Here is a 22,931-nt window from a genome sequence, read left to right on the forward strand (position 1 = left end):
TTAACAAAGCGGCTACGACTTGTCTTGAACAAATGACCGATTATGCCGTCGCTTCGATTCGTTCGTACTCATATGTCGAAAATCCGTCATATGTTCCTTGGTACGTAAAACCGACCGACGTATAATAGTCGTTTAAAAATGCATTTGACGCCACGCAGTCGAGGCGAAGTGTTTCCCCTTCGTAATCCGTCAACTCGATTACATAATCAAGAAGTTGTTTTCCGACGCGGCGTCCTTTCGCCAAATCACTGACGACAATCCGGTGGATATAAAGACCTTCTGTATCTGCCCATAACGAGCGATCCCATTCCATCGAAGGAAGCAGGGCAACGGAACCGAGCAACTGGTCGTTTTCTTCAAAAACAAACAGTCTTCCGGCATCAAGATCCTCTTGGACGAGTGTTTCGATGTCTTGTTCAAGGTAAGCAGACCACTGTGTGCTGCCCGTCGCTTGGAGTGCGAGCGCCTTGTGCTCGAGTAGTGTTGCGATGTTTCGAACGTCTTGTGATGTAGCTAGTCGTATCATGTTGTACCTCCTGTAAGCAAAAATTCTTCTTTATCCTAACGAAAACTGCACCAGAAGAAAACCGTTTTGCTCGCATCGCTAAAAAAAAATCATAAAAACGCATCATTTTGTGATTTTTTTCATATTCTACAATTTTATTTTTAAATATCGTATTCTAAAAGTGTGATCAGACCCCCAGTCTTCACAACGTGGATCTACCGGCTTCCCACGAGCCGGTAGGCCTTTTTTTGTCTTCAGTCGAGTCCGACCCATTTTTTCGATAGACGGCGCGCATCTTCACGGTAGCGCGTATCCTCGACGACCGGGTTACTGAGACGTGGTGCGGAATCGGCGTAATAGCCGCCATTGTCGAGCCGGTCATTCGTCGTCGCGAGGTACAGTGCGGTTTTCGCCCCGTACTCCGGCGTATACAGTTTCCCGGTCCAGTAACCGATTTGAGCGATCGGCTTTAAAAGCACCTTCATCGCTTTGCCGTACTTGCCACGATAGAACAAGTCGGTATTGACGATGCCGGGATGGACGCTGACGAATGTCACATCGTCCCCATACTTGTCCGCGAGTTCACGCATGTGGACCATCTGTAGCAATTTCGATTCGCGGTACGACCGCATCGGGTTGTATTGTTCTTTTTTAACATGGGCAATCGATTCCAGTTCGATATCTGTTCGGACGAGTCCACCTTCCCCGGCGAGCGATGAAATCGAGATGACCCGTGGATCGTTTCCGTGTTGAAGGAGCGGCAGCAAGCGTTCAATCAAATAGAAGTGACTCAGGTAGTTGACTTGGAACTGGGATTCGAAGCCGTCTTTCGTCAAATGATACGGCGGGACCATGACCCCGGCATTTAAAATCAGGCGATCGATGCGACCAATCTGCTCAAACAAGTGGTCTGCAAACCGGCGGACGGATTCCAGTTGGTCAAGTTGAACGATTTCGATTTCAAGATTCGTATGCGACACCCCATGTTCACGTAACATTTGGACGAGCAGTGTTGCTTTCTTCTCTGAGCGGACGGTCGCAATGACGCGGTCCCCCCGTTCAAGCAACGCTTGGATTGTCACCATTCCCATCCCCGAGTTTGCGCCTGTCACGATACATATGTTCATTTCCATTTTCCTCCTCTAATTACGCTTTCTTCGTTTACATGCATATATATTGAGTGTTTTCCTTTTTCCGTCGATTTATACACATCATTTCAAAAAAAGACTTCTCCGCCTGCAAAAGAGGTGAATAGCGTATACTAAACGTAACAGAAGAGAACCCTGCCCCGATTCGAGGAGGTATGCATGTGCATGAAGGAACCGTCTTACTACTTGCCGGTATTTTGTTACTACTCGCAATCATCACGACCAAGTTCTCCTTTCGTCTCAACGTCCCGACCTTGATTTTATTCGTGTTCGTCGGCATTCTTGCAGGAACGGATGTCGCAGGATGGATTGCTTTTTCTGACTTTGAACAAGCGCGTCTATTCGGAACAATCGCCCTCGTCATCATTTTGTTCGATGGCGGTCTCAACACGAAATGGGGCGATTTCAGGCAAGTCCTCCCTGCTGCCCTTTCGCTTGCGACGGTCGGCGTCGTCATCACGACTGGCTTGATTGCACTCGTCGCCCACTTCATTCTTGATTTCAGCTGGCCGATGGCGTTACTCGTCGGCGCCCTCGTCGGCTCGACCGATGCAGCGGCTGTCTTTTCCTTACTGAGCGGACGTCCTGTCGATGAGAAGGTCAAACATACACTGGAAGCGGAGTCCGGAACAAATGATCCGATGGCTGTCTTTTTGACGATTCTCTTTACAGAACTTGCGCTCGATCCGGAAAGTTTCTCGATTATCAGTGGCGTCCTGTCTTTATTCTACGAAATGGGAATCGGTTTACTCGTCGGTCTCTGTATCGGCTGGTTCTTGACACAATTGATGAACCGGATTCAGCTTCAAGCATCGGCCCTGTATCCGACACTCTTGATCAGCGGCGCCTTACTGTCTTACGGGATCGCGACGAGTATCCATGCGAGTGGCTTCCTCGCCGTCTACGTGACAGGCATTTGGATCAGTAACCACGACATGATTTACCGCGACATCTTGATTCGTTTCAGCGGCAGCTTGTCGCATCTGGCAGAAGTCGGGATGTTCATCATGCTCGGACTGCTCGTCTTCCCGCGCCAACTGCTCGATCCGCAGATGCTGCTCATTTCAGGCATCATCGTCGTGACGCTGATTCTCGTCGCACGACCACTCGCTGTTTTCATCTCACTTCTTCCCTTTCACTACAATTACCGGGAGCAAAGTGTCATCACGGCTGCCGGACTACGCGGCGCCGTACCAATCATCCTTGCGACCTATCCGCTTTCGAGCGGACTTGCGAACTCCTATCTCTTGTTCAACATCGTCTTCTTCACTGTCATGACATCGGCTTTACTGCAGGGAACGGCCTTACCGTGGATTGTCCGTGTCATGAAGCTCGAAGTGAAACCAACGATCGGGATTGAGCCGTTGATTCAATTCATGACGGTCGCAAATCCGAATGCTGAAATCGTCGAGGTCAGTGTCCCGTCGTTCTGTCGGATTGACGGGAAAACATTGCAAGAGATTGAGATGCCGCAGGATCTGCTCGTCGTCGCCGTCATTCGTGACGATGCCATCATTACCCCCCGCGGTCAGACACGATTGATTGGTGGCGATCAACTCCTGATTCTGACGCCGAAACAATCGGAAGAACGGATTCGAAAGCTGATTGCCTCGCTTGGTCTTTAAAGTTAAAAAGGACCGATGATTCCGTGAAAAAAGCGGGATCATCGGTCCTGTGATGGATGTTGGACGGGATGTCCGGTACTTTGTTCAGACGTAAGAGTCCTATCCCAGATGGATGTTGTTGCGACGTTTAAGTCAGCCAGCCTTTCAGCGTCTCCATCCGGTCCGTGTGGCGTTTTAAGTCGAGGATCGTCTGTTTCACCTGTTCTGTACCGATTCGTCGCTCCGTTTTATCCGCACTGAATGTCCGGCTGATATTATAAGCGAGCCAATCAAGTTTGCTCGAATAGCTACAGGCGATTACAGCCGACCATTTCGCATCCCCTAGGTTATTTTTCGTTGTGTAACCACTAAAAAATGCTTGAAACTTCTGCTTGTTCAGATGCCCCGTCTCATCCTCTGACCAGTAAAGCGCCGTCTCAAGGACATCAAGGACAGGATGAATCGGACCCGCCGATTCCCAGTCAATGACGACCAGGTCGTTTTTCGTCCATAAGACATTTTTAGGATCCAAGTCGCGGTGACTCATGACGCAAGCGTTGGATAGGAACGCTTCTGCTCGCACTGCTCGCTCGTTCCACACTTTTAACGCCTCGGTGATTTCGCTTAGGGCAACACTCCACTCGGCGTCGATTGCTTGGCCTCTTTTGAGATGAGTTGTCCAGTCGTGGCTAATCGTTCCAACCACTGCGGGGACCATGCCAGCATCAAGTTGGTGTAAGCCTGCGAGATAGGTCCCGATGGTATTACAATGGGATGGCTGGATCTCCTTCAAGGAAAGCAGGTTGCCGTCGACCCAGTCAAAAATAAGAAAGTACTCGTCAGCTATCTGTTGCACCGCTTCCCCCCGTATCCGTTTTGCCGGAAGAGCGGAAAGGTGCCGACCTGCAAGCAATGCAAAATCTTCCGCGTTTTTGAAGTTCGCAAACGCGTCAGGTCGTCTCATAATCTGCGGATTCAAGCATTTTACAGCATAATGTCCTTTTGTCGTCCTCAGTCCATACATGTCATGGATGAAACCGCCGGAAAGGGGGCGTGGGTCTTCTGTCCGTTCGCCTAAATCAAACAATACACAAATCTGATCAAATCGGTATGATTCCATATGTTTCTCCTGTTATCTCCGTTATTTTTTACGAACTTTTTCGCCTTGAGAGGCGCCAGAATCGATTGAACCGTTAACTTATGCGAAAAAACCCCCGACGTTTTTTCGCAGGGCGAAGACATCGGGGGTTCGATCCTCATTCAATAGAATTTACTTGTTTTCTACCAGCGTTTGTTACTGCTGACGAATGTACCGGACATCGAAGTGGTCAGTCAACTGTCTGATGCGTGAAGTCGTATCAGACAGATTCGCGAGTGTAGCTGACGTTCATCGTTGTTCCTCTTCTCGTCTAATCTCGATCGTTCCGGGTGGGCGGTGCGGTAATGTAATGGATAGTCCTGCGAACTGGAAGTGGTCACGTCCGTTTTGTGCACGTTCAATCCAATTGACTGCCTCTTGGCGCGCTAAGCCATGCCGGATCCGGTTCTCCGCCTGTGTCCGTGAAATCCCGGTACAGACGACCTCTGTCAAGTAGGTCCGTTCATCGGACTCAAACTGTTGCCAAATCCCGAGGATGAGTTGTCCGACAGCACTGACGGGTGTCCCGTCCGGTTCACCGGCGCTGACGGCCTCGTCAAGCGCATGAATCGCTTCGGTACACGTGTCGCCGAGTGCTAAAATCCGTTGGGATGCTTTTTGCATGATCCGGAACCGTTTTTGTCCGTCTTCCAGCCATAACCGCTGTGCAAAAGGGTCGACGGGAATGCCATGAAAGAATGTGACCGTCCCGCGCCAAGCGAAGCCGAACGACGGATCGTAGTCACGAATCGTCTCCATCGCTTGTCTGTGGAATCGTTTGATTTCTGACCGTTCCTCATGCAATTGGTCGCGCAATCCTGCCGTATCATCAATCGCAACCGCAAGCGGCGTCATCGTGAACAGTTCATTATCGGCAATCCGGTGCGGCATCAGGACTGCTCCATCGAACCGGTAATCGTTCGCCGGGCGTCCCGTCCGCCCGACGAACATGTGCCACCTGCCTTCCGCTGCGGCGAATGCGTACGCTTGGTGTGCGAACGGTGGTGCCACGAACAGTCCAGGAAATTCCTCGAACGTTTCAATCCGGATCGTTTCTCCGTCATACCACTCCCGTTCGATTGCCGCGAGCAACTGCCCCGTCGGAGATTGACGGTCCGTCAAATAACGACCGGTATTGCTATAGAAGCCGAGTAAAAACTCACGCTCTTCTTCTTCGAATGTCACCATCGTCAGTTGGAACAACGATTCGATTTGTGCTTCGGCGAACGCATCCTCGACCGTATCCGGATGGTGCGATTCAATCGCAATCATTTTCCAGCCCATCCGTTCATATAAGTTGATCGTCACGGGGAAGAACAAAAAGGCTCCGTGGGTCGCCTCGAGCTTAATGATGTCTTGCATGGCAAGGCGTTCAATCCGTAAGTTAAAGCCCATTCGTTCGAAGTGATCCTGTAAGCGTCTTTTCCAGTGCGTAAATTCCATGATCCGTCCACTCCTCTCTCGATTCGTTTAGGCGCGTTTTCGTAGCGGGTTCTTCGACCAGTAGAGGTATAACGCAATCAGACCACCGACTCCGATGATGTAAGAAGGTGTCCCGCTGACTTGGAAGATGACATCGGGATTCGGGACGAACGTAATCAAGACCGCTTTATACGTTGCAAATAAAACGAAACTGATGATGAACTGTCTCCAGACACGTCCTTTGACGTCACGTATTTTCGGTGACGTGATTAAGATCGACATCGCGTCAATCAAGAACAAGGCGATGATTGAGAACAACAAATAGTCGGCGAGTGCGAACTGAAAGACGCCATCGATTCCCTCGATGAAAATATACATCAAGATGCTTGAGACATAGTTCCGTGTCCAGCGTTTTTGTGTCTCAGCACGACGCTGTTCCGGAATCGCTGCAATCATCATGTCGAGTCGCGCTTCCGGTGTTTGCCCATGGACTTCTTCGAACGGTCGTTGTTGCCGCTGCGCTTCATACAAATCAGCCTGCAGTTGACGTTCGATGTCCGTTCGCTCCGGTTCTTCCGCGTTAACGTTCAAACGGGGTAACAATGATTCAAAAATGCGTGTGTTAGCTTTCGTTAATTTCAAGCGACATCCCTCTTTTCCATGTTTAAGTATAACGGTTTATCGGGAAAAATACTTAGGTGAAGATGACGATTACTTGACGAATCCCACTTAAATGTTCAGAATAATCAAAAAGTGTAACTTTTCTTTTTTCAATTTCGTAGGATAACAAAAGAAGGAGTGAGCAACGATGCGCCAAACACTAACGAATGCCGCACTCATCACGCTATTGACCAGTGCCGGGATCGCGTTTCCTTTGACGAACGAAGCAGATGAACTGGATTCACCTGTCGAAACGGAACAAATCGAACCGCTTGATGAGCAAACACCCTAAACGGGACTGCCTTAACCGTAAGGACGTCTCTCGATTAACTAAAAACAAGGAAGACGGTTCTCCGGTGTTCGCCCCGGAAATCCATCTCCCTTTTTTTAATGTGGTCTTGCGAGATACACGGCAAAGATGACCAGGAGGATCCCCGGGACGAGTAACAATAGGTAGGAACGCTTCCGTTTCCTGCGCGAAACGCTGAGAATCGTCAAGTAGATTCCTAGTATGAATGACAGCAACATGATGTAAAAACCCATTTGTATTCATTCCTTTCGAACGTAATTGTTCATGCCTAAGCATTACTCGGTTGTGTCACGTCACCTGTAACATCAATCGACCACGTCAAGATCGTCGTACTGTCCCGGACAGCATGGTGCTTGATTGTCGTCAACAAGGTCAAAACGGCCTCCTGCGCCTCCGTACCACGAAACGCGCGACCGATGTCCGTCGCATCGCTGAACGGTTCACCGGGACATTCGACGAGTCCGTCCGTCGTCAAAAAGAGCCGGTTGTGTCCCTGACGCAGTTCACGGATGCCGCGGGTATAACACGGGACAGGTAACGCAAACGTATTGACTTGTCCAATCCATTCAAAGAATTGCCGTTGATTGAGACTGTGTTGACCTAACCCGGCAAGCTCCGGATGAAACAGATGCGCGATGCAATCTCCAACCGACAGCCAAAAAACATAGTTTCCTTTCCGGACGACGACTAAACAAGCCGTCTCCCCCCGACACGTCTCGCATCGTGCGCGAAATGTGTCTTCCGTCAATAGTTCGAGGATGATCTGTTCGAACGTCGGAAGGACTGACTCGGCTGCTTGTTCGAGTTGCTGATGCAACCGCTCTTGATACATCAAAAATTGCTCCGCCACGAGTTCGGCACTTTCTGCCGAATTATGGGCATCGAGTAAGACGGTCAACTCCCAGTCCGTCCCCGTCATGACGAGACAACCATCTTCGTTTTTTGTTTGACCCGCCGTCGAGCAGCCACCGAACCGTCCGAGAACGACCGGACCCACCTGCCGTATGTCGATTTGATCGACATACGCTTCTTCACTTCCGACCCAGCTAAACATGCCTGACTCCCCCTATTCTGTCTGTTCTATCGAGAATACCACACCTGCTGTCATTTGGAACATTTTCCCTTTCATTAATCCAAAAAAAGTCCCCCACTTCGACTACGGCTGTAGTGACGTGAGGGATGCGGCTTAATTCGTTGTCATGAATGGCTGGATGAATAATTTTAAGCGTTTTTGATAGTTGACTTGATCTTCGAGATACGTTTGACCATGACCCGCTCCTCGGACCGGATATAACTGCTTCAATCCAGGTTTTGCTTGATACAGTTCATAAACCATCCGCGATGGCATGAGTTGATCGTCCGTCCCATGGATGAACAGTGTCGGAATCATGATTTTGCTCGTTTGTCGTGTCACTGACACGTCACCGTAAAAGAAGTCCTGTTCGAATTTATTGAACGTGCTCGCCATCGCGAGTGACGGTCCTGCGGGATAACTGATCTGTCGATCCGCTAAATGATTGAGCCAGTCATCAAATCGGGCGTAGGCACCTTCAGAGATGACGACTTTGACTTGTGTCGGTAACATTTCTTCTCCAGCTGCGAGTAATGCGGTCGACCCGCCGACACCAAGCCCGTGATAGGCGATGTGACTCTCGTCCCCTGTTTCTTCGAGAAGTCGTTTCGTCCATTCAATCAAATCAAGCCGATCGAGCCAGCCGTAATTCTTTTTCCCACCGTTTTCAGGCTGCCCCCGTCGTTCGGCGACTAAGACATTGTAGCCGAATTGTTCATGATACAGCTGCACGAGTGGTGCAACTCCGTCCGGCGTCGCTTGTTCCTCGTCCGGGACGAGAATGACCGATTTGTTTGTTGACTCTGTTGCAGGTAGATAGTCTGCGTGATGAACGCGTCCATCCGTCTCGAACGTCTTCTGTTCGAACGGTTGGGCAGCAGACCATTCAGTTGCCTTGGTCACGGCGTCACTTGATTCATCAGCCGGTTTACCCGCAAGAATCGGTGACGCTTCCGACTCGCCGACTAATGTTTTTTGAATGCGGTATCCATCAAAACTGATTAATCCGATGAATACGAGTAGTATCGCGAGTACGATTGCTAGTCCTTTTCGCACAACATGAACTCCTCTCTTTTCCTATATAACGCGTTATTCGTTATCATACCGTATGTCCCCTGCTTCTGCACGGTCTGTTTTCAGAAAAGAGCGTTGGTACCAGGTCCGGACGTCCTCAAATTGCTTATGTGTAAAATAACCCGCGTTCAAATGTCCTTTACCACGCAGATTGATTTCAAACTTCAGCAAGTCCTTTTGTTCGAGAAAACGGGAGACGTGCCCCGACAAAGCCTCGATTTTCAAACGCGGTGCATAAATCGTTTCCCGGTTAACGAGTTGGCGACGTAAGACGAACAACTCCTGTTCGAACCCGTAACACGTATTGCGGTACCCGGTCCGGGCAACAACGTAATAGAGCGGTAAAACCAGGTACAACAGCATGCCGATCCATTTAAGCGGGCTCGTCAAAAAATAGACGAGTCCGGCATTGACTGCTGAAAACAAGATGATATACCGGACGAGCCGCCAACGGATGACATAGAAGAAGCCGCGGTCGGTCGCATGATGCATCGGTTTGACACGTTTGAAGCGCGGCAGAAACCGGTCGAGGAAGGCGTCGATTTCCGATTCCCGGATGAAGGGGTGGAACAACATCTGCTCTTCCTTCCCGTTCGCCGATATGACGTTGAGTGACAGGTGGGCACGCTTGAACCGTCGTTTAATCCAGTTTTCCTCGATGAATAAGGCTTGGACCTTATCCTGGTGAAAGATGACTTCCGTCCGGTTCAGTAATCCGTAACGGATGGTCAGCCGTTCATCTTTAAGTGTCGCTTCGAACGAACCGTAACGAACGACGTAGACGACAATCGATCCGATATAGGCGAGGAGTAAGACAAGCAATCCGATTCCAATCAGGAGGACGAGTGATAAATGCGCCAATTCATTAAAGACACGATCGACATACTTTTCGATATATTGATCAATCAGTTGATACCCTGCAAAGAAACCGACTAGCGCCAGTCCGAGACGACCGGACAAGGCGCCGGCAAAAAACAGGTCGGACAAGCTGACACGAAACGAGTCCGTCGTTTCTATTTGTTCTATCTGTTCGTCCTCTTCTTTAATCGTCGACTTCAAGGAAGTAGCGAACGCGAGCCGGACACCTTTTAATTCGACTTCCGGTTCACCGCCTTCAGAAGACGTTTCGACGGACAGCGTCGCTAAACCGAGCAGACGCTCGAGCAGGTTTTGGTTGATGCCGACGGATTCAATCCGCCGCCGTTGTGTCGTCCGTTCACTTTTACGGAAGACGCCTTTGTTGACACGAATCGCTTGGTCATCAATCGTAAACGTATAAAAATACCAAGAAGTGATTCCAGAAATGAGAAGAACGAGACAAAAAACACTAAAGCCGATGATTGTATACCAACCGAATCCATCGTTCTTTAAATCATTGAACAATAAAAAAGCGAGCGGGATGACCGTCGACCGGAGATGCGTCAGCGTCGACATCAAGATGAATAACGGGTGGACGCGACGTGTCATAGGGATTCCTCCTCTTGCTCCTCGAGTTTCGCGAAGCGTTCGATATGGCGTCTTAATTCGAGTGTGCGTCGTTCTTCGAGACGCTGGATTTCCGCAAATCCGGATGCCGTATTGACTTTGATGTTCATCAAGCCGGCGCGACGTAACAAGGGACCGGTCGATGTATCAATGAACTGAACTTTGACGAGTGGTATGATTTCAATTTTACGGAAGATGACGCCTGACTTGACGCCTAAAAATTCTTCATCGACCTGATAACGGAAATAGTCGTAACGCAGACGCGGTATGTAATAAAACTTTAAGATGAATAACGCGGCCACGAGTCCTGTCACGATCCACATCCACCACGGAGATAAGTCGAGCCACACAATTTGGACGGTTGTCATGACGGCAATCAAAAGCGCATACAAACTAAACCGTATCGCCACATATTGCCGTTCGACTTTGACGGAGTCGAGTGATAACCGTTGCCAGCCACTTTCTAAGGTTGAAGATTGCATCTGTTCCCACTTCCTTTCTCTTAAAACTACGGAGTCCATCGTCAATAAGTTTCACTCGGCTTAAATCGAACATTGACATTTGACCCGAAATCATCGCATATATAGAAGAGTAGAAATGTAATTCTAGGAGGTACCATGCTAACATTTGAAGAAAAATTAAACATCATTGAGTCGTTTCCACAACTCGTCCGAAAAGATGTTTCACTGAACCGTGTCAATTTCCACTTTCCTGAAAGTCAGTTTGAGAAAAAAATCGTCGTCTATCACCTTCATCCGAACGGGAACGGATTCGTCTATGCCGCCGGATTACCGGGCTACGAAGTCGATAACAAAGGACTCGTCAACATCCGTGAGTTTTCTGCTCCTGCCTTGATTCTTTTGCTTGAAGATGCAATCAAATCGTTATCGACGGTCGAGACGGTCGAAACGCTCGAAGAAACGTGGGTCAACGATAACCAGTTCGAACTCACACTTTTGAATGAAGACCTCGATACATGGCTCGTCTATGCAGGCGACTTGCTCGATGGTGCCTTCAATTCATACAAAGAAGCGGCAAACTATCTTGAAGAAGAAGGTTTCCGCCGTAAATAACGAACATGAACGGAACTGAATCATTCAGTTCCGTTCATGTTTATAACCAATTGATTTAACGTTTGTTTGACACGTTCTAAATCCTCTTCCGACACGCCGAGTGTCTCTTTTAAGGCGAGCGGAACTTGTTCCGCTTGCTCGCGCAACATATGCCCTTTGTCTGTCAACGTGATTTGGATATGTCGTTCATCTTTCTTATTGCGGACGCGTCGAATTAACTCTGATGCTTCGAGCTTTTTCAATAACGGGGTTAGCGTCCCCGAATCCAAATGCAACCGTTCACCGACGGCTTTCAAGGATTGTTGATCTTCTTCCCATAAAACGAGCATGACTAAATATTGCGGATACGTCAGTCCAAGTGGTTCGAGCAACGGACGATAACGTTTCGTGATTTCCCGCGAAATCGAATAAAAGGGAAAACAAAGTTGTTCATCTAACGATAATGGGTTTGACATGATAGTCCTCCTCGGAAGCAAAGTACTTGCTTTCTTTTTTAAATTGTATACAATCTAATTGTAAGCTACTTAATAATAAGGAATCAACGAAAGGGAGTTATTGATTATGAAACCAATGTTCACATCATCAGCTACAGCAGTCGGAGGACGCGACGGACGCGTCGTTTCAGAAGATGGCGTTTTAGACGTCGCTCTCGCCATGCCAGTCCCAGGATCTAAAAAATCAGCGACAAATCCGGAGCAATTGTTTGCTGCTGGATACTCTGCTTGCTTTGATTCTGCATTAAATCTTGTTGCACGTAAACAAGGCATCAAACATGATGGAAGCGAAGTAACGGCGCACGTTACGTTGAACGAAGCAGCAGACGGATTCGCTTTATCTGTTGAACTTGATGTTCTCGTCCGTGGTGTATCGGAAGAACAAGCTGCCGAACTTGCAAAAATCGCACACACAGTTTGCCCGTACTCACGCGCGACAGCTGGAAACATCCAAGTCGATGTTTTCACACGTACGACTGACGCAGCATAAGCATAACATTGTCTGCCCTTTTCTAGTGATATCTACTAGAAAGGGGTATTTTTTTATTGTCAATGCGATGTATTTTGAGGTATTATGTGTCTTTTGCGTTAAAAATTTAATAATTAATTACGGTAAATGAAATAAATAGTCCGTTATTTTAGAAAACACACTTCTATTAACAGTGTGTTTTCTTCGTTTGTTCGCTTTACAGTTGGTTGACGGATAAAATGACCAACTCGCCGGAGACGATCATGTAATAGGCATCATCGAACCGGTGCCGAACATACCGATCGGCGTCAAAAATCGTCACCATCGGCTCGGCATCTTCTCCGATCGTTTCATGTACATAAAAGCGATCACGCAAGACGCGTTCGAACGGATCCCGGTCTAAAAAACGGGCTCCCGTTCGTAAATTAATCACTTCATGGTGTTGCTCCGACCGGTCGTTGACGATAAAGATCGTCGATTCGACGTCATCATACGTAAAATCAAATGCTTCATAATCACTCCAGCGGATCCGTTCAAGCTCCGTCACGTCCGTTTCGTCACGGATTTGATAAAACACTTCTTCGTTAAAACGGTCCGTATAGGCACTGAAAATCAAAAATCCGGCTTGTTCCCCGAGGTACTGCACCGTATCCCCTTCCCCGTCAAGGCGTAAGAGTGTCTTGAAGGACAGGACTTCTGTCCCTAGTTCGATTTCCGAAACGATCGTCTCAAGTGAAGCGATTAATAACCCTTCCGAGTGATCAATTGGATCTTCCGGAGAAATCAAGCCGCTTTCGAGGGCATCATAAAAGGAAAATTCGTCGAGGCGCGTGTTGCAGACGATATAATCGACGTCTTGGAGTGTGACGAGGAAAAAGTACAGTTCCCGGTAATTTTCCGTCATCCCGTACAGCCGCTTGTCATGGATCAAGTGTTGCTGCTTCGTCTTCGTGTCATATAAAAAGGCAGACGTCACACGGTCGACGTGGAGCAGTACCATGTAGCGTTCATTGAGGACCCAGTACAGTGACAAATCACCCGGGACGTTGAACGTCGCGACCTGTTCCGTCTTCCCGGATAAGAGATCAATCGTCAATAACTCCGTCGCTCCCCCGTTCGCCCGGTCGTGTTCGTTCAAGCAATAGACTTTCTGGTGTTTGACGAACGGACGGGTCGGTCCGTGATCCGTCAAAACGTCTTGCGACAAATCAACTTGTTCTTGATCCTCGAGGTCGAACCGGCTGATATGGTACTGTTCGGCATTGACTTTTCGTCTGAAGTAAATCGAAGATGGCGTGACATGAAGTATGTCCGAGTGATCCGCTGGTAACGCACGCGCGTCTAGTATTTCCATCTTGTGCACCCCTCCTAAGCATGTTCTACTGTTCTTTTCCCACGATTGGTCCCGCTTGAAACAAGGTCATTTCGTGCGTCTACGGAATACGAATGATACAATACAGCTAGATAATACCACGATGAGGAAGGTGATTCGCTTGCACGCACAAGACTTGAATACGATGATGCTCGAATACGTCAATGATAAGGAAGATTATGACGCGTTCGCAGATAAACTAAAAATTTTATTATCCGAGCTGCTCGACGCGGCCGGAATCAAATACCATTCGATCGTCTCACGGACGAAGGATTCGGAAAGCCTCTACCAAAAAGTCTTACGGCAACCGAACAAATACCGATCGCTCAAGGACGTCCACGATTTGACGGGAATCCGGATCGTCACCTATTTCCACGACGACGTCCGGGAAGCTGCCCGTATCATTGAAAATGAATTTTCGATCGACCGCGATCAATCCGTCGATAAATCGACGTTGCTCGATACGACGGAGTTCGGCTACTTGTCTGTCCACTTTGTCGCCGCCCTGAGTGAACAACGCCTGGCCTTAAGTGAATACGGTCGCTTCAAGTCACATACGGCAGAAATTCAAATCCGTTCGATTTTGCAACACGCCTGGGCAGAGATTGAACATGACTTAGGGTATAAAAATCCGAACAGCGTCCCGGCAGAAGTCCGGCGCAGTTTCAGCCGCGTCGCCGGACTGCTTGAGATCGCCGATCAAGAATTCGTCAACATCAAAAAGCAACTCAAACAATTCGAGGATGAGACCGTCCAACAGATCTTATCGGACCCGTATAAAGTCCGGATCACGTCCGATAACTTAAACTATTTCATTGACCACTCCCCTGTCATCAGCGAGCTCGACAAGCGACTCGTCACGTCACAAATGATGCTCGATTCCGACCAGCAACTGATTAATGAGTTGATCCGGATGTTCCATTACGTCGACATCCGCAATTACGGTGAACTAATCGATGCCGTCTCGAGTCATAGCACACTCGCCTTAAAATGCGCTCAAGTCATGCCGAATCCTTTTTTGCCGCGCCAAGGCATCGGTATCGCCTACATCTGTATGGCCGTGACGATCGCCGGGAACGACACGCACCGGATCGATTACTTTTTCCGTCGTTTCTATCCGGAACTTCGGAACGTCACGGAAATCATTACAAAAGTTCAGCCGTCGCATGATGAGATGATTCAAGAGAAAAATATTGATTAAACTAAAATTTTTCACTATACTAAATGGCGGGTAACGAAACTATCGTATGGAAAGAGTGAAGCTAAACATGGCAACGACAATCGAAGTAGCACAACGCGATCAATTGATCGTCGATACAGAAAAAGGACTCCGCATGAACTACCGCGCCATCAAAAAAGATGTTCGCAGCATGTTCACGACCTATTTGACACGGAATGAATTCTTCATTTTGAAGTCGCTTTGCGGGCAAAGTCCACAAATCGCATCCGCCCTGTCGAATGAATTCCAGTTCTCTGCAAGTATGATTACCGCACTTGCTGACGAATTGACAAAAAAAGGCTTGATTTCACGCGAACGCAGTGAACTCGACCGCCGTGTCGTCGAGCTCCGGGCAACACCGGACGGAATTGAACTGTACGGGAAACTTGAAGCAATGAAGATGGAGTACCTGTCGGACGTTTTCTCCGCGTTTTCAGATGCAGAACTTGATACGTTCCGGACACTCTTGACGAAACTCGAGCAACAGGATTAACATTTCCCCCTCTAGCTGACCGAGCTGGAGGGGTTTTTGTACTAGCAACCGAATTGGAGGATGATGAGATGACGCATGCTACTTTAGAGCAGGTGACGACGCTCCGTCAGTCGAAACAGTACGAGCAAGCAAAACAGATGATGCGCGAGCTGTTAGAGACCGATCGTACGAACCCTTACTACCATTTCCAGATGGCCTGGTGCTTCGATAACCTCGGCGAGGAGCAGGCTGCCGTTCCGCATTATGAGTTTGCGATCGCAAACGGCCTCGACACAAGGTTTTTGACGGACGCCTTCATCGGGCTCGGCAGTACATACCGGGCGCTCGGACAATACGCTGCTGCGCATGACACCTTTACGGAAGGCTTAGTACGTTTCCCCGACAGCACGGGACTGAAGACGTTTTTAGCCTTGACGCTGTTTAATCTCAAGCAGCATGAGGAAGCGATGCAACAGTTACTTGACGTCATTACGACGATGACGCCGGACTCCGACGTCCATACTTACAGACAAGCCCTCCGTTATTACCGCGACCATTTACATGACGTCTCAAAGACGTAACCGACTGCCCGCTTAACCGTTCAATGATTCCTTCTCTTCCTCTATTAGCGCGAAAGGAGCTTGTTCATGAAACGACCAGCAGAGGCACAACCGTCAGTCCTGACGATCATTGCCTATAAGTATCCCGACCGCCCCCATTACGAGTGGACTGGCAACATGCTGATAAAAACAGACGACTACGTGCTCGTCCATGGACAAGCAGGCAGAAGACTGGTCCATCACACACGGGGACAGACCTTTACCTACGCGACACAGTCGCTTGAGTTTTATCCCCTGAATGCGCCGTTTACGGTCAATATCGACTTCGATGCACACGGTGCCTCCTATCACTGCAACGTCTGCCTGCCCCCACGGCTCGACGGGGATACCCTTTCCTTTCGACCTCGACCTCGATTATGTCCGCAATCAAGCAGGTACCTGGCAGGTCGTCGACCGAGACGAGTTCCTCGTCAATCAACGGACGTTCGCCTATCCTGCCCGACTGATTGAACAAGCGGAAGCTGCCTTGACGGACTTGATTAAACACGTGACCGAGGGACGGTTTCCGTTCGACGGGTTTCTTCAACAGCATCTGTTCCGGCTAGCGCATCGCGTCAACTGATTCAAGCGCTTCTCGATTCATCTTACGTGCTCCCCTTCGCTTTTCACGGGAATCACTAATTTCCACCAACTGTAAAATAATGACACAAAAAAGACGATCGATGTAGATGGTTAATCCAATCCATCGCTCGTCTATTAATTTTGGTGTTGACACTTTTATCTTTACCTCAAAACAAAAGCAGGGAAGAATGTGTCTTCCCTGCTTTTTTTACGATGATGGCTGTCCTGGGATATACTCCGAGATGATCCCAAGTAACTCCGCGTAGGCCTGTTCAAAATCAATGTTTTCAATCATATAATCATAGTGGTCCCGGTCTTTCCAAGCTTCCGAGTAATCGATGAGCCGTGCTTCGAACTCCGGTGTATCCCCGCGCATCAACAGACGTTCTTTCATCAGATCAGGTGGAACGGACACGAAAATCGTGATGACACGGTCTTCGAACAATTCCTTGAATGCTGCCGCACCTTTCGGATCGATGTCTTTGATGACGATGCCGTTCGTCGTCAGGACGTCCTCATACGCTTGTCGGGGTGTTCCGTACCACGCCCGGTGGACATGGGCGTACTCGATGAACCCCGTCTCTTGAATCAATTGCTGGAACGTTTTTACGTCGACGAAATGATAACTTTCCCCATCTTGTTCGGTCGGGCGTTTCGGTCGTGTCGTCACGGAGGGAATGAACCGGACATGTTCATACTCGTGTCGTAATCGTTTGATTAAGGACGACTTCCCGCTGCCCGATCCACCAATCAATAGAATGATTTTACCTGACATCGTCATCCTCCTTTTGTTGTTGCCTAGTCATGAAATACCCCGAAACACGCAGCGCGAATTGTTCGAGTTCGCTATCGTCGACGACCCCGTAAATCGAACGGATGACGACGAGATACCGATCGTATTCAATGATGCGCGCGACATCATTTCGGGTCATCTGGACACGTTGTTCCGGATAGCTTGCGACGTAGTACCAGTCGACGGCAATACGTTCCGGTGTCGGTGTCGCATAAATCCATGTCTCGCTTTTCAGGTCATGTTCAATCGTACTTTTTAAAGAAAAACGTTGTACGGTCTCTAATTCGGTTTTTGCGTCTTGAAGTCCTGCTTGGAAGTCATCCGGTCGTGTCGCTGACTGTGCAACTTGTTTCGGTTGCGGTTGTGGTATTTTTTGAAAACCAATCTCGAGACCGATGCCAAGCGCAATCAGTGAAGCTATGATAGTCAACACATACCCCTTCCGCATGACGCTTCCTCCTTAGTCAATCGACAGGCGCGCTTTGAATCCTTTTGGATCATTGACGATGACGGCATCAATGCCGATTGCCTCCATCTGTTCGACATCCTCTGCCGATTTCGGAGTATAGACGCGGACGGAGATTCCTGCTGCGTGAGCCAGTGCGACGTCTTCTGCCGTCACGCGACGATAATCCGGATGAATGCCCTTCGCCCCGAGCTGCTTCGCTTGTTGCTCCGGGTGAAACAAGGGATACGGATAGAGCAGTGCTGTCTCGAGCGACGGATCAAGCTGACGAATCGTATCAATCGAGTAATGATTGAAGGAACTGAAGATTAATCGATCTGGTGCAAGCTGATGGGCACGGCACCGTTCGACGACGTAGGCCTCGAGACCTTCATAACGGATTGTATCCGTCTTCAGTTCGATGTTGAGGACGATTTGCGTTGGCGCCACGAGCTCTAAGACTTCGTCAAGTGTCGGAATCATCGCACGCTGCGGTCCCGTACCTTTAAAGCGCGCTCCCGCATTCAATTGTTTGAGTTCTGCAAGCGTAAGATCAACGACGCGCCCTGTTCCGTCCGTCGTCCGGTCGACGGTCTCGTCATGGATGACGATTCCGACGCCGTCTTTTGAGAAATGGACATCGAATTCGATGCCATCGACGTCCGGTAAGGCTGCTTTGAACGCCTCGAGCGTATTTTCCGGAAACGCGTCACTTGCGCCGCGGTGGGCAAACCATTGCATCACAGCGTTTCGACGACGCGTGTATATTTCTTCGTCAAGTAATCAATCAACGGTTGGACCGTAATCGATTGCCCGGTCGCTGCTTCAATCAATTCGGCCGGCGTCTTCGCTTTTCCGTGTTGGTGGATATTTTCCTTTAACCAATTTTTGATCGGTGTAAACGAACCGCTTGCAATCAGTTCGTCGATGTCTTTAACATCCCGACGCATCGCTTCGTTCAACTGGGCACTGTAGACGAGTCCGAGCGCATAGCTCGGGAAGTAACCGAACGAACCACCTGACCAGTGAACGTCTTGTAAGACACCTTGTGCGTTCGATGGGACATCGACTCCAAGGTATTCTTTATAAAGGCGGTTCCATTCCTTTGGCAGTGCCTTGACTTCGAGTTCACCCGTGATGAGACGTTTTTCAAGTTCGTAGCGGATAATGATATGCATCGCGTATGTCAGTTCATCCGCCTCAATCCGGATCAACGATGGTTTGACTTCGTTAACGGCAGCATAAAATGTTTCGAATGGAACGTCCGTCAATGAAGGAATCGCAGCTTGCAACCCTGTATAACGTGCTTCGAGGAAACCACGGTTGCGTCCGATGAAGTTCTCAAAAAACAATGATTGTGATTCATGAATCCCCATCGATGCCCCTTCACCGAGACCAAGGGAGTCGAGTTCCGGATCGATGCCCTGTTCGTACGTCGCGTGACCGGCTTCGTGCATCGTCCCGAAAACAGAGTTCCGGTAATCCGCTTCATCATATTTCGTCGTGACACGGGCATCTTTGCGATTGATTGTCGTTTGGAACGGGTGGACCGTCTCGTCCAAGCGACCGGCTGTAAAATCATAACCGATATCGTTCAACCACTCGTGATTGAGCTTAATTTGTGTCTCCCGGTCTGCTGACCAATCGAGTTTCGGGAATGTTTTCCCATCAAGATCGGTGAGCAACGTGATGATTGCTTGACGGAGCTCCGCGAACAATGGATCGAGCTGAGCGACCGTCATTCCTGGCTCATAGTCATGGAGCAATGCGTCGTATGGGTGATTTTCGTATCCCCAGTACTCGACGAATTTACGTTCTGTCGCGACGATTTTTTCTAAGAATGGTTCGAACATCGCCCAGTCATTCGCATCCTTCGCTTTTTCCCAAACACTTTCCGCTTCCGAAATCAATGTCACAAAGGCTTGATATTCCGCTTCCGGAATTTTTGAGTCCCGATCAAATGCCTGTTTCGCTTTCTCGTACGAGATCGCATCGAGTCCCGTCAACGATTCTTGCCCCATCGCGCCTAACAAGGACTGGTACTGTTCCCCTGTCCGGCGACGGAAACTTTCTGTCGATAAGAAACCGAGTGATTTCGAGCGGTTCGGCGCTGATTGTTCCGGCATGTATGTCCGCATGTCCCAGTAGAGTAAAGCGACTGCTTCCTCATAGGCACCAAGTGCGTCGAAATGGTCGCGCCACTGTTGTAACGTATTCATTCTAAAATCCCCCTTAAAATATGTAATGGTCTACGTTTTTTAGCATATCACAAAATGTTCAAAACATTCATACAGGAACATCTCCTGAAACCTTTGTGGTCATTTGAACGTATAAATTATATAATCAATGTAACGGAGAAAGGATGGACCACACGTGAAAACAGATCAAGAACTGGCGACAGCCATCACCATCGAGTCAAACGGACAAACGCAACTGATTACCGGTCAACCACCTGAGTTAGACTGGATTGGTACGGGACGAAGTGCCTTCGTCTTTCGGATTCAAGGAACGGACCGCGTCATCAAAAAATTTTTCCCTAGCCATCGTCATCTTGCCGTCCTTGAAGGAGCGATTTATGAGCAATTGTCGTCGTTTTCGACGTACGCCAAACAATACGCCTACGGGGCGGATTACCTCGTCATCGAATACATCGAGGGACAGACGTTGTTCGACTGTCTCGTCAACGGGACGTTGATTCCCCGGGACGTCATCCGCTCTGTCGATCAAGCTTTAGCGGACGCACGCTCCGTCGGCTTAAACCCGTCCGACATCCACTTGCGCAACATCATGCTGACGAAAGACGGGACACGGATCATCGACGTCGCACGGTTCCGTCAGACAGAACCGTGCTCACAGTGGGACGACTTAAAGCGCGGGTATGATTACTTTTATTGCAAATCGTATTTTCCGAAAAAGCTGCCGGAGGCTTTTCTGAACACAGTCGCCGATATTTATAAACGCCGGATGTTCGAGTCACACCGTAATACCGGGTGACGCAGATAGATGAAGCGGTAACGTATCTTATGAACGATGAGATACGGTAACGTTTTTCCTGATTCACTTCATAACTCGACTACTGAAACAGGAGAATTCATCCGTTTTCGTCATACATTTTTTGGTATAATCAGGATAGATGAAAAGCAATTCATACCCTGTTTGAAAGTAGGTCGACAGATGAAAGAAATGATTCAAACGCACGATGATTTACTTGACATGCTTGACGATTTACTGCGTGAACCGACCGCATTTTGGAATGATTTTTACGCCGACCGTGACAAACGGATTCCTTTTTTCGTCAACAAGCCGGACGAAAATCTCGTCCGTTATTTTGAACGCGGTATCATCGCACCGGGTCACGTTTTGAAGCTCGGTTGCGGCCCGGGGCGTAACGCGCTGTATTTTGCAAGACAGGGATGTACCGTGACCGCTGTCGATTTATCACGTCAGTCGCTTGCCTGGGCGCGCGAACGGGCGCAGGAGGAGCAGCTCGACGTCGACTTCATCGAACGGAACATCTTTGATTTCCCCCTTGCTAAAGAGGCGTATGACATCGTTTACGATTCCGGTTGCTTCCACCATATCGCTCCGCACCGCCGACGCGATTATCTTACGCTCGTCACCGATTCCTTAAAGCATGGCGGACATTTCGCCCTGACTTGTTTTATCGAAGGCGGTGAGCTCGGCGGATCCGACATCTCCGACTGGGAAGTGTACCGGACACGCAGCTTAAACGGTGGATTAGGATTCACGGAAGAGAAGTTACGGTTGATTTTTGCTGACTTCGACGTGATTGAAATCAGACCGATGCCGATGATGCCGGCGTCCGCGACGACTTTCGGTCGTACTGGACTGTGGACGGCAGTGTTTCAAAAAAAGCACGATAATGGACCTCTGCTATATAAAAAGAACGTAGCAACGTGAGCCCTGATGTGCACCTGACAAAAAACCATGGAGGACGACCTCCATGGTTTTTTGTCACTTTGCTTTTTTTCCGCTCACGCGTTTCGGTTTAGCGAATAACCCGAAATACAATCCGACCAATACGCTGACGATGATCCAGCCATCTGTTTTATCCATCTCGATGCCTCCCGTCTTTCACTGAAGTGTTCCTAAATCATACACCAATGAATGATTACGCGCTTCATGAACACTCATTTCTTTCGACTTACGATTGAAAATGATAATGGAACAATACGAGCACCGACAAGATCAGGGACTGATTTTGCTGCTCCTTGACTTTAAACGTTACGTCGGACCGCAAGTTCGCTTTACTCGTCGCAATCACCTCAGTCCCTCGCCAGACTTTAATCTTCGAGGATAACGTCGAGGACGTGACTTCGTACTCGACGTCTTGATAGGACAGGAGCATGACTTCTTTAAACGTACTCATCCGTTTCAGTGACGCGTCGGTCCGGACCGTGCCTACGACTTCACCGTTTTCGTAGACGAGCCACTTTTGATTCCGCGCTAGAAGAGAACTCCGTTGTTCGACGTAAGAAACAGTACGGTCGGAAAAACTGAAGTTCAGATTCAAGAACCACCCCCGCAGCTTTGCCGAGAGCTGAACGAATAAAAACTGCCATCCTTTTGGATAGCTCCGTCGATAGGATCCAATCTGCTGTGCACCTTCCAGCACGTATTTCGGTCGTCGTGTCGTCCGTTCGACGCACCGTGTCGTTAACGTGTTCGCGCGTCCCACGTACCGCATGTCGCGTCTGATTTGCCAGTAATCGAGAAGCGCGCCACCAAGTGCTGCGAGCAGAAGCAGCGAAATCAGACCAAATTCCAGCCAACTGAACATGCCGGTTAAGAGGAAGCGGATGACCATTCCAATCGTCAATAATCCATACAATAACAACATTTCACCCATCGTCATTCTTGCCTCCTTTTAATACCCGCTCGTTAATCCTGGTTTTAGTGTACACTAGCACGATTACGATAGTAAGGATTATCTAAATGAGTTAAAATATGTTAATGGATGGAATTCAAGGAGGA

General features: G+C 48.9%; 26 protein-coding genes. 10 read left to right on the top strand and 16 right to left on the bottom strand.

Annotation, left to right across the window (positions count from 1 at the left end; all coding sequences use genetic code 11):
• Positions 1-40: 40 nt before the first annotated feature.
• Positions 41-526, bottom strand: coding sequence for a GNAT family N-acetyltransferase (locus A0126_RS18245; protein WP_029330260.1), 486 nt, complete (start codon positions 524-526; stop codon positions 41-43).
• Positions 527-759: 233 nt separating this feature from the next.
• The gene (locus tag A0126_RS18250) at positions 760-1,632 is read right to left on the bottom strand and encodes an SDR family NAD(P)-dependent oxidoreductase (RefSeq protein WP_088837187.1); all 873 of its coding nucleotides are present in this window, start codon (positions 1,630-1,632) and stop codon (positions 760-762) included.
• 176 nt (positions 1,633-1,808) lie between these two features.
• Here A0126_RS18250 and A0126_RS18255 point away from each other — a divergent pair, with 176 nt between their 5' ends.
• On the top strand, positions 1,809-3,278 hold the full coding sequence (locus A0126_RS18255; RefSeq protein WP_239456722.1) for a potassium/proton antiporter: 1,470 nt from the start codon (positions 1,809-1,811) through the stop codon (positions 3,276-3,278).
• Between the two features lie 127 nt (positions 3,279-3,405).
• On the opposite strand, the gene A0126_RS18260 is transcribed toward A0126_RS18255, so the two are convergent.
• The 3 genes from A0126_RS18260 to A0126_RS18270 form a co-directional block, all read right to left on the bottom strand.
• Complete coding sequence (locus tag A0126_RS18260; RefSeq protein ID WP_088837189.1) at positions 3,406-4,377, bottom strand: phosphotransferase; 972 nt, start codon at positions 4,375-4,377, stop codon at positions 3,406-3,408.
• A gap of 267 nt (positions 4,378-4,644) precedes the next feature.
• Positions 4,645-5,838 (bottom strand): hypothetical protein, encoded by a 1,194-nt coding sequence (locus A0126_RS18265; RefSeq protein WP_088837190.1) that lies wholly within the window; start codon positions 5,836-5,838, stop codon positions 4,645-4,647.
• A gap of 27 nt (positions 5,839-5,865) precedes the next feature.
• Positions 5,866-6,459: a hypothetical protein gene (locus A0126_RS18270; protein WP_088837191.1), complete on the bottom strand. Its 594-nt coding sequence runs from the start codon at positions 6,457-6,459 to the stop codon at positions 5,866-5,868.
• 166 nt (positions 6,460-6,625) lie between these two features.
• On the opposite strand from A0126_RS18270, the gene A0126_RS19295 reads away from it, so the two are divergent.
• Positions 6,626-6,769, top strand: a complete 144-nt coding sequence (locus tag A0126_RS19295) for a hypothetical protein (RefSeq protein ID WP_157898484.1) — start codon at positions 6,626-6,628, stop codon at positions 6,767-6,769.
• 286 nt (positions 6,770-7,055) lie between these two features.
• Here A0126_RS19295 and A0126_RS18275 read toward each other — a convergent pair whose 3' ends face one another.
• From A0126_RS18275 to A0126_RS18290, 4 genes are all read right to left on the bottom strand, one after another.
• Entirely contained in the window at positions 7,056-7,841 is a 786-nt protein-coding gene (locus tag A0126_RS18275) for a PP2C family serine/threonine-protein phosphatase (protein ID WP_088837192.1), read from the bottom strand.
• A gap of 132 nt (positions 7,842-7,973) precedes the next feature.
• The gene (locus A0126_RS18280; protein ID WP_088837193.1) at positions 7,974-8,915 is read right to left on the bottom strand and encodes an alpha/beta hydrolase; all 942 of its coding nucleotides are present in this window, start codon (positions 8,913-8,915) and stop codon (positions 7,974-7,976) included.
• A 33-nt stretch (positions 8,916-8,948) separates the two neighbouring features.
• A complete protein-coding gene (locus A0126_RS18285) occupies positions 8,949-10,400 on the bottom strand; it encodes a PH domain-containing protein (protein ID WP_088837194.1) in 1,452 nt (483 codons plus the stop codon).
• Positions 10,397-10,900, bottom strand: a complete 504-nt coding sequence (locus A0126_RS18290) for a PH domain-containing protein (RefSeq protein WP_088837195.1) — start codon at positions 10,898-10,900, stop codon at positions 10,397-10,399. The genes A0126_RS18285 and A0126_RS18290 overlap by 4 nt, the downstream gene beginning before the upstream one ends.
• A gap of 135 nt (positions 10,901-11,035) precedes the next feature.
• Here A0126_RS18290 and A0126_RS18295 point away from each other — a divergent pair, with 135 nt between their 5' ends.
• The gene (locus tag A0126_RS18295) at positions 11,036-11,491 is read left to right on the top strand and encodes a hypothetical protein (protein ID WP_029330281.1); all 456 of its coding nucleotides are present in this window, start codon (positions 11,036-11,038) and stop codon (positions 11,489-11,491) included.
• Between the two features lie 20 nt (positions 11,492-11,511).
• Here the strand turns inward: A0126_RS18295 and A0126_RS18300 are convergent, their stop codons facing one another.
• Positions 11,512-11,949 carry a MarR family winged helix-turn-helix transcriptional regulator gene (locus A0126_RS18300; RefSeq protein ID WP_369834782.1) on the bottom strand — a complete coding sequence of 146 codons (438 nt, stop codon included), beginning with the start codon at positions 11,947-11,949 and terminating at the stop codon, positions 11,512-11,514.
• Positions 11,950-12,052: 103 nt separating this feature from the next.
• Between A0126_RS18300 and A0126_RS18305 the strand changes: the two genes are divergently transcribed.
• Positions 12,053-12,475 (top strand): organic hydroperoxide resistance protein, encoded by a 423-nt coding sequence (locus A0126_RS18305; protein WP_029330285.1) that lies wholly within the window; start codon positions 12,053-12,055, stop codon positions 12,473-12,475.
• Between the two features lie 196 nt (positions 12,476-12,671).
• On the opposite strand, the gene A0126_RS18310 is transcribed toward A0126_RS18305, so the two are convergent.
• Positions 12,672-13,808 (bottom strand): Six-bladed beta-propeller, TolB-like protein, encoded by a 1,137-nt coding sequence (locus A0126_RS18310; RefSeq protein ID WP_088837197.1) that lies wholly within the window; start codon positions 13,806-13,808, stop codon positions 12,672-12,674.
• Between the two features lie 130 nt (positions 13,809-13,938).
• Between A0126_RS18310 and A0126_RS18315 the strand changes: the two genes are divergently transcribed.
• The 4 genes from A0126_RS18315 to A0126_RS18335 all read left to right on the top strand — a co-directional run bounded on the left by A0126_RS18315 (position 13,939) and on the right by A0126_RS18335 (position 16,699).
• Positions 13,939-15,027, top strand: coding sequence for a GTP pyrophosphokinase (locus tag A0126_RS18315; RefSeq protein WP_235195154.1), 1,089 nt, complete (start codon positions 13,939-13,941; stop codon positions 15,025-15,027).
• A 67-nt stretch (positions 15,028-15,094) separates the two neighbouring features.
• A complete protein-coding gene (locus A0126_RS18320; RefSeq protein WP_088837198.1) occupies positions 15,095-15,538 on the top strand; it encodes a MarR family winged helix-turn-helix transcriptional regulator in 444 nt (147 codons plus the stop codon).
• A 68-nt stretch (positions 15,539-15,606) separates the two neighbouring features.
• Positions 15,607-16,098, top strand: a complete 492-nt coding sequence (locus A0126_RS18325) for a tetratricopeptide repeat protein (protein ID WP_088837199.1) — start codon at positions 15,607-15,609, stop codon at positions 16,096-16,098.
• A gap of 316 nt (positions 16,099-16,414) precedes the next feature.
• Positions 16,415-16,699, top strand: a complete 285-nt coding sequence (locus A0126_RS18335) for a DUF402 domain-containing protein (RefSeq protein WP_088837201.1) — start codon at positions 16,415-16,417, stop codon at positions 16,697-16,699.
• A 207-nt stretch (positions 16,700-16,906) separates the two neighbouring features.
• Here the strand turns inward: A0126_RS18335 and A0126_RS18340 are convergent, their stop codons facing one another.
• Genes A0126_RS18340 through A0126_RS18355 form a run of 4 tightly spaced genes read right to left on the bottom strand, consistent with a single transcriptional unit; the run spans position 16,907 to position 20,155 of the window.
• The gene (locus tag A0126_RS18340) at positions 16,907-17,473 is read right to left on the bottom strand and encodes a guanylate kinase (RefSeq protein WP_088837202.1); all 567 of its coding nucleotides are present in this window, start codon (positions 17,471-17,473) and stop codon (positions 16,907-16,909) included.
• The gene (locus A0126_RS18345; protein WP_088837203.1) at positions 17,463-17,939 is read right to left on the bottom strand and encodes a hypothetical protein; all 477 of its coding nucleotides are present in this window, start codon (positions 17,937-17,939) and stop codon (positions 17,463-17,465) included. Before A0126_RS18345 ends, A0126_RS18340 begins: the two co-directional genes overlap by 11 nt.
• A 12-nt stretch (positions 17,940-17,951) precedes the next feature.
• Entirely contained in the window at positions 17,952-18,677 is a 726-nt protein-coding gene (locus A0126_RS18350) for a glycerophosphodiester phosphodiesterase (protein WP_239456723.1), read from the bottom strand.
• Entirely contained in the window at positions 18,677-20,155 is a 1,479-nt protein-coding gene (locus tag A0126_RS18355; RefSeq protein WP_088837205.1) for a carboxypeptidase M32, read from the bottom strand. The genes A0126_RS18350 and A0126_RS18355 overlap by 1 nt, the downstream gene beginning before the upstream one ends.
• Before the next feature lie 154 nt (positions 20,156-20,309).
• Here A0126_RS18355 and A0126_RS18360 point away from each other — a divergent pair, with 154 nt between their 5' ends.
• Together A0126_RS18360 and A0126_RS18365 are read left to right on the top strand one after the other, a co-directional pair.
• Complete coding sequence (locus A0126_RS18360; RefSeq protein ID WP_088837206.1) at positions 20,310-20,930, top strand: lipopolysaccharide core heptose(II) kinase RfaY; 621 nt, start codon at positions 20,310-20,312, stop codon at positions 20,928-20,930.
• Positions 20,931-21,110: 180 nt separating this feature from the next.
• Positions 21,111-21,857, top strand: a complete 747-nt coding sequence (locus A0126_RS18365; RefSeq protein WP_088837207.1) for a class I SAM-dependent methyltransferase — start codon at positions 21,111-21,113, stop codon at positions 21,855-21,857.
• Between the two features lie 244 nt (positions 21,858-22,101).
• Here A0126_RS18365 and A0126_RS18370 read toward each other — a convergent pair whose 3' ends face one another.
• Positions 22,102-22,812, bottom strand: a complete 711-nt coding sequence (locus A0126_RS18370; protein ID WP_088837208.1) for a tubby C-terminal domain-like protein — start codon at positions 22,810-22,812, stop codon at positions 22,102-22,104.
• Positions 22,813-22,931: the final 119 nt, after the last annotated feature.

Source organism: Exiguobacterium sp. N4-1P (assembly GCF_002214325.1).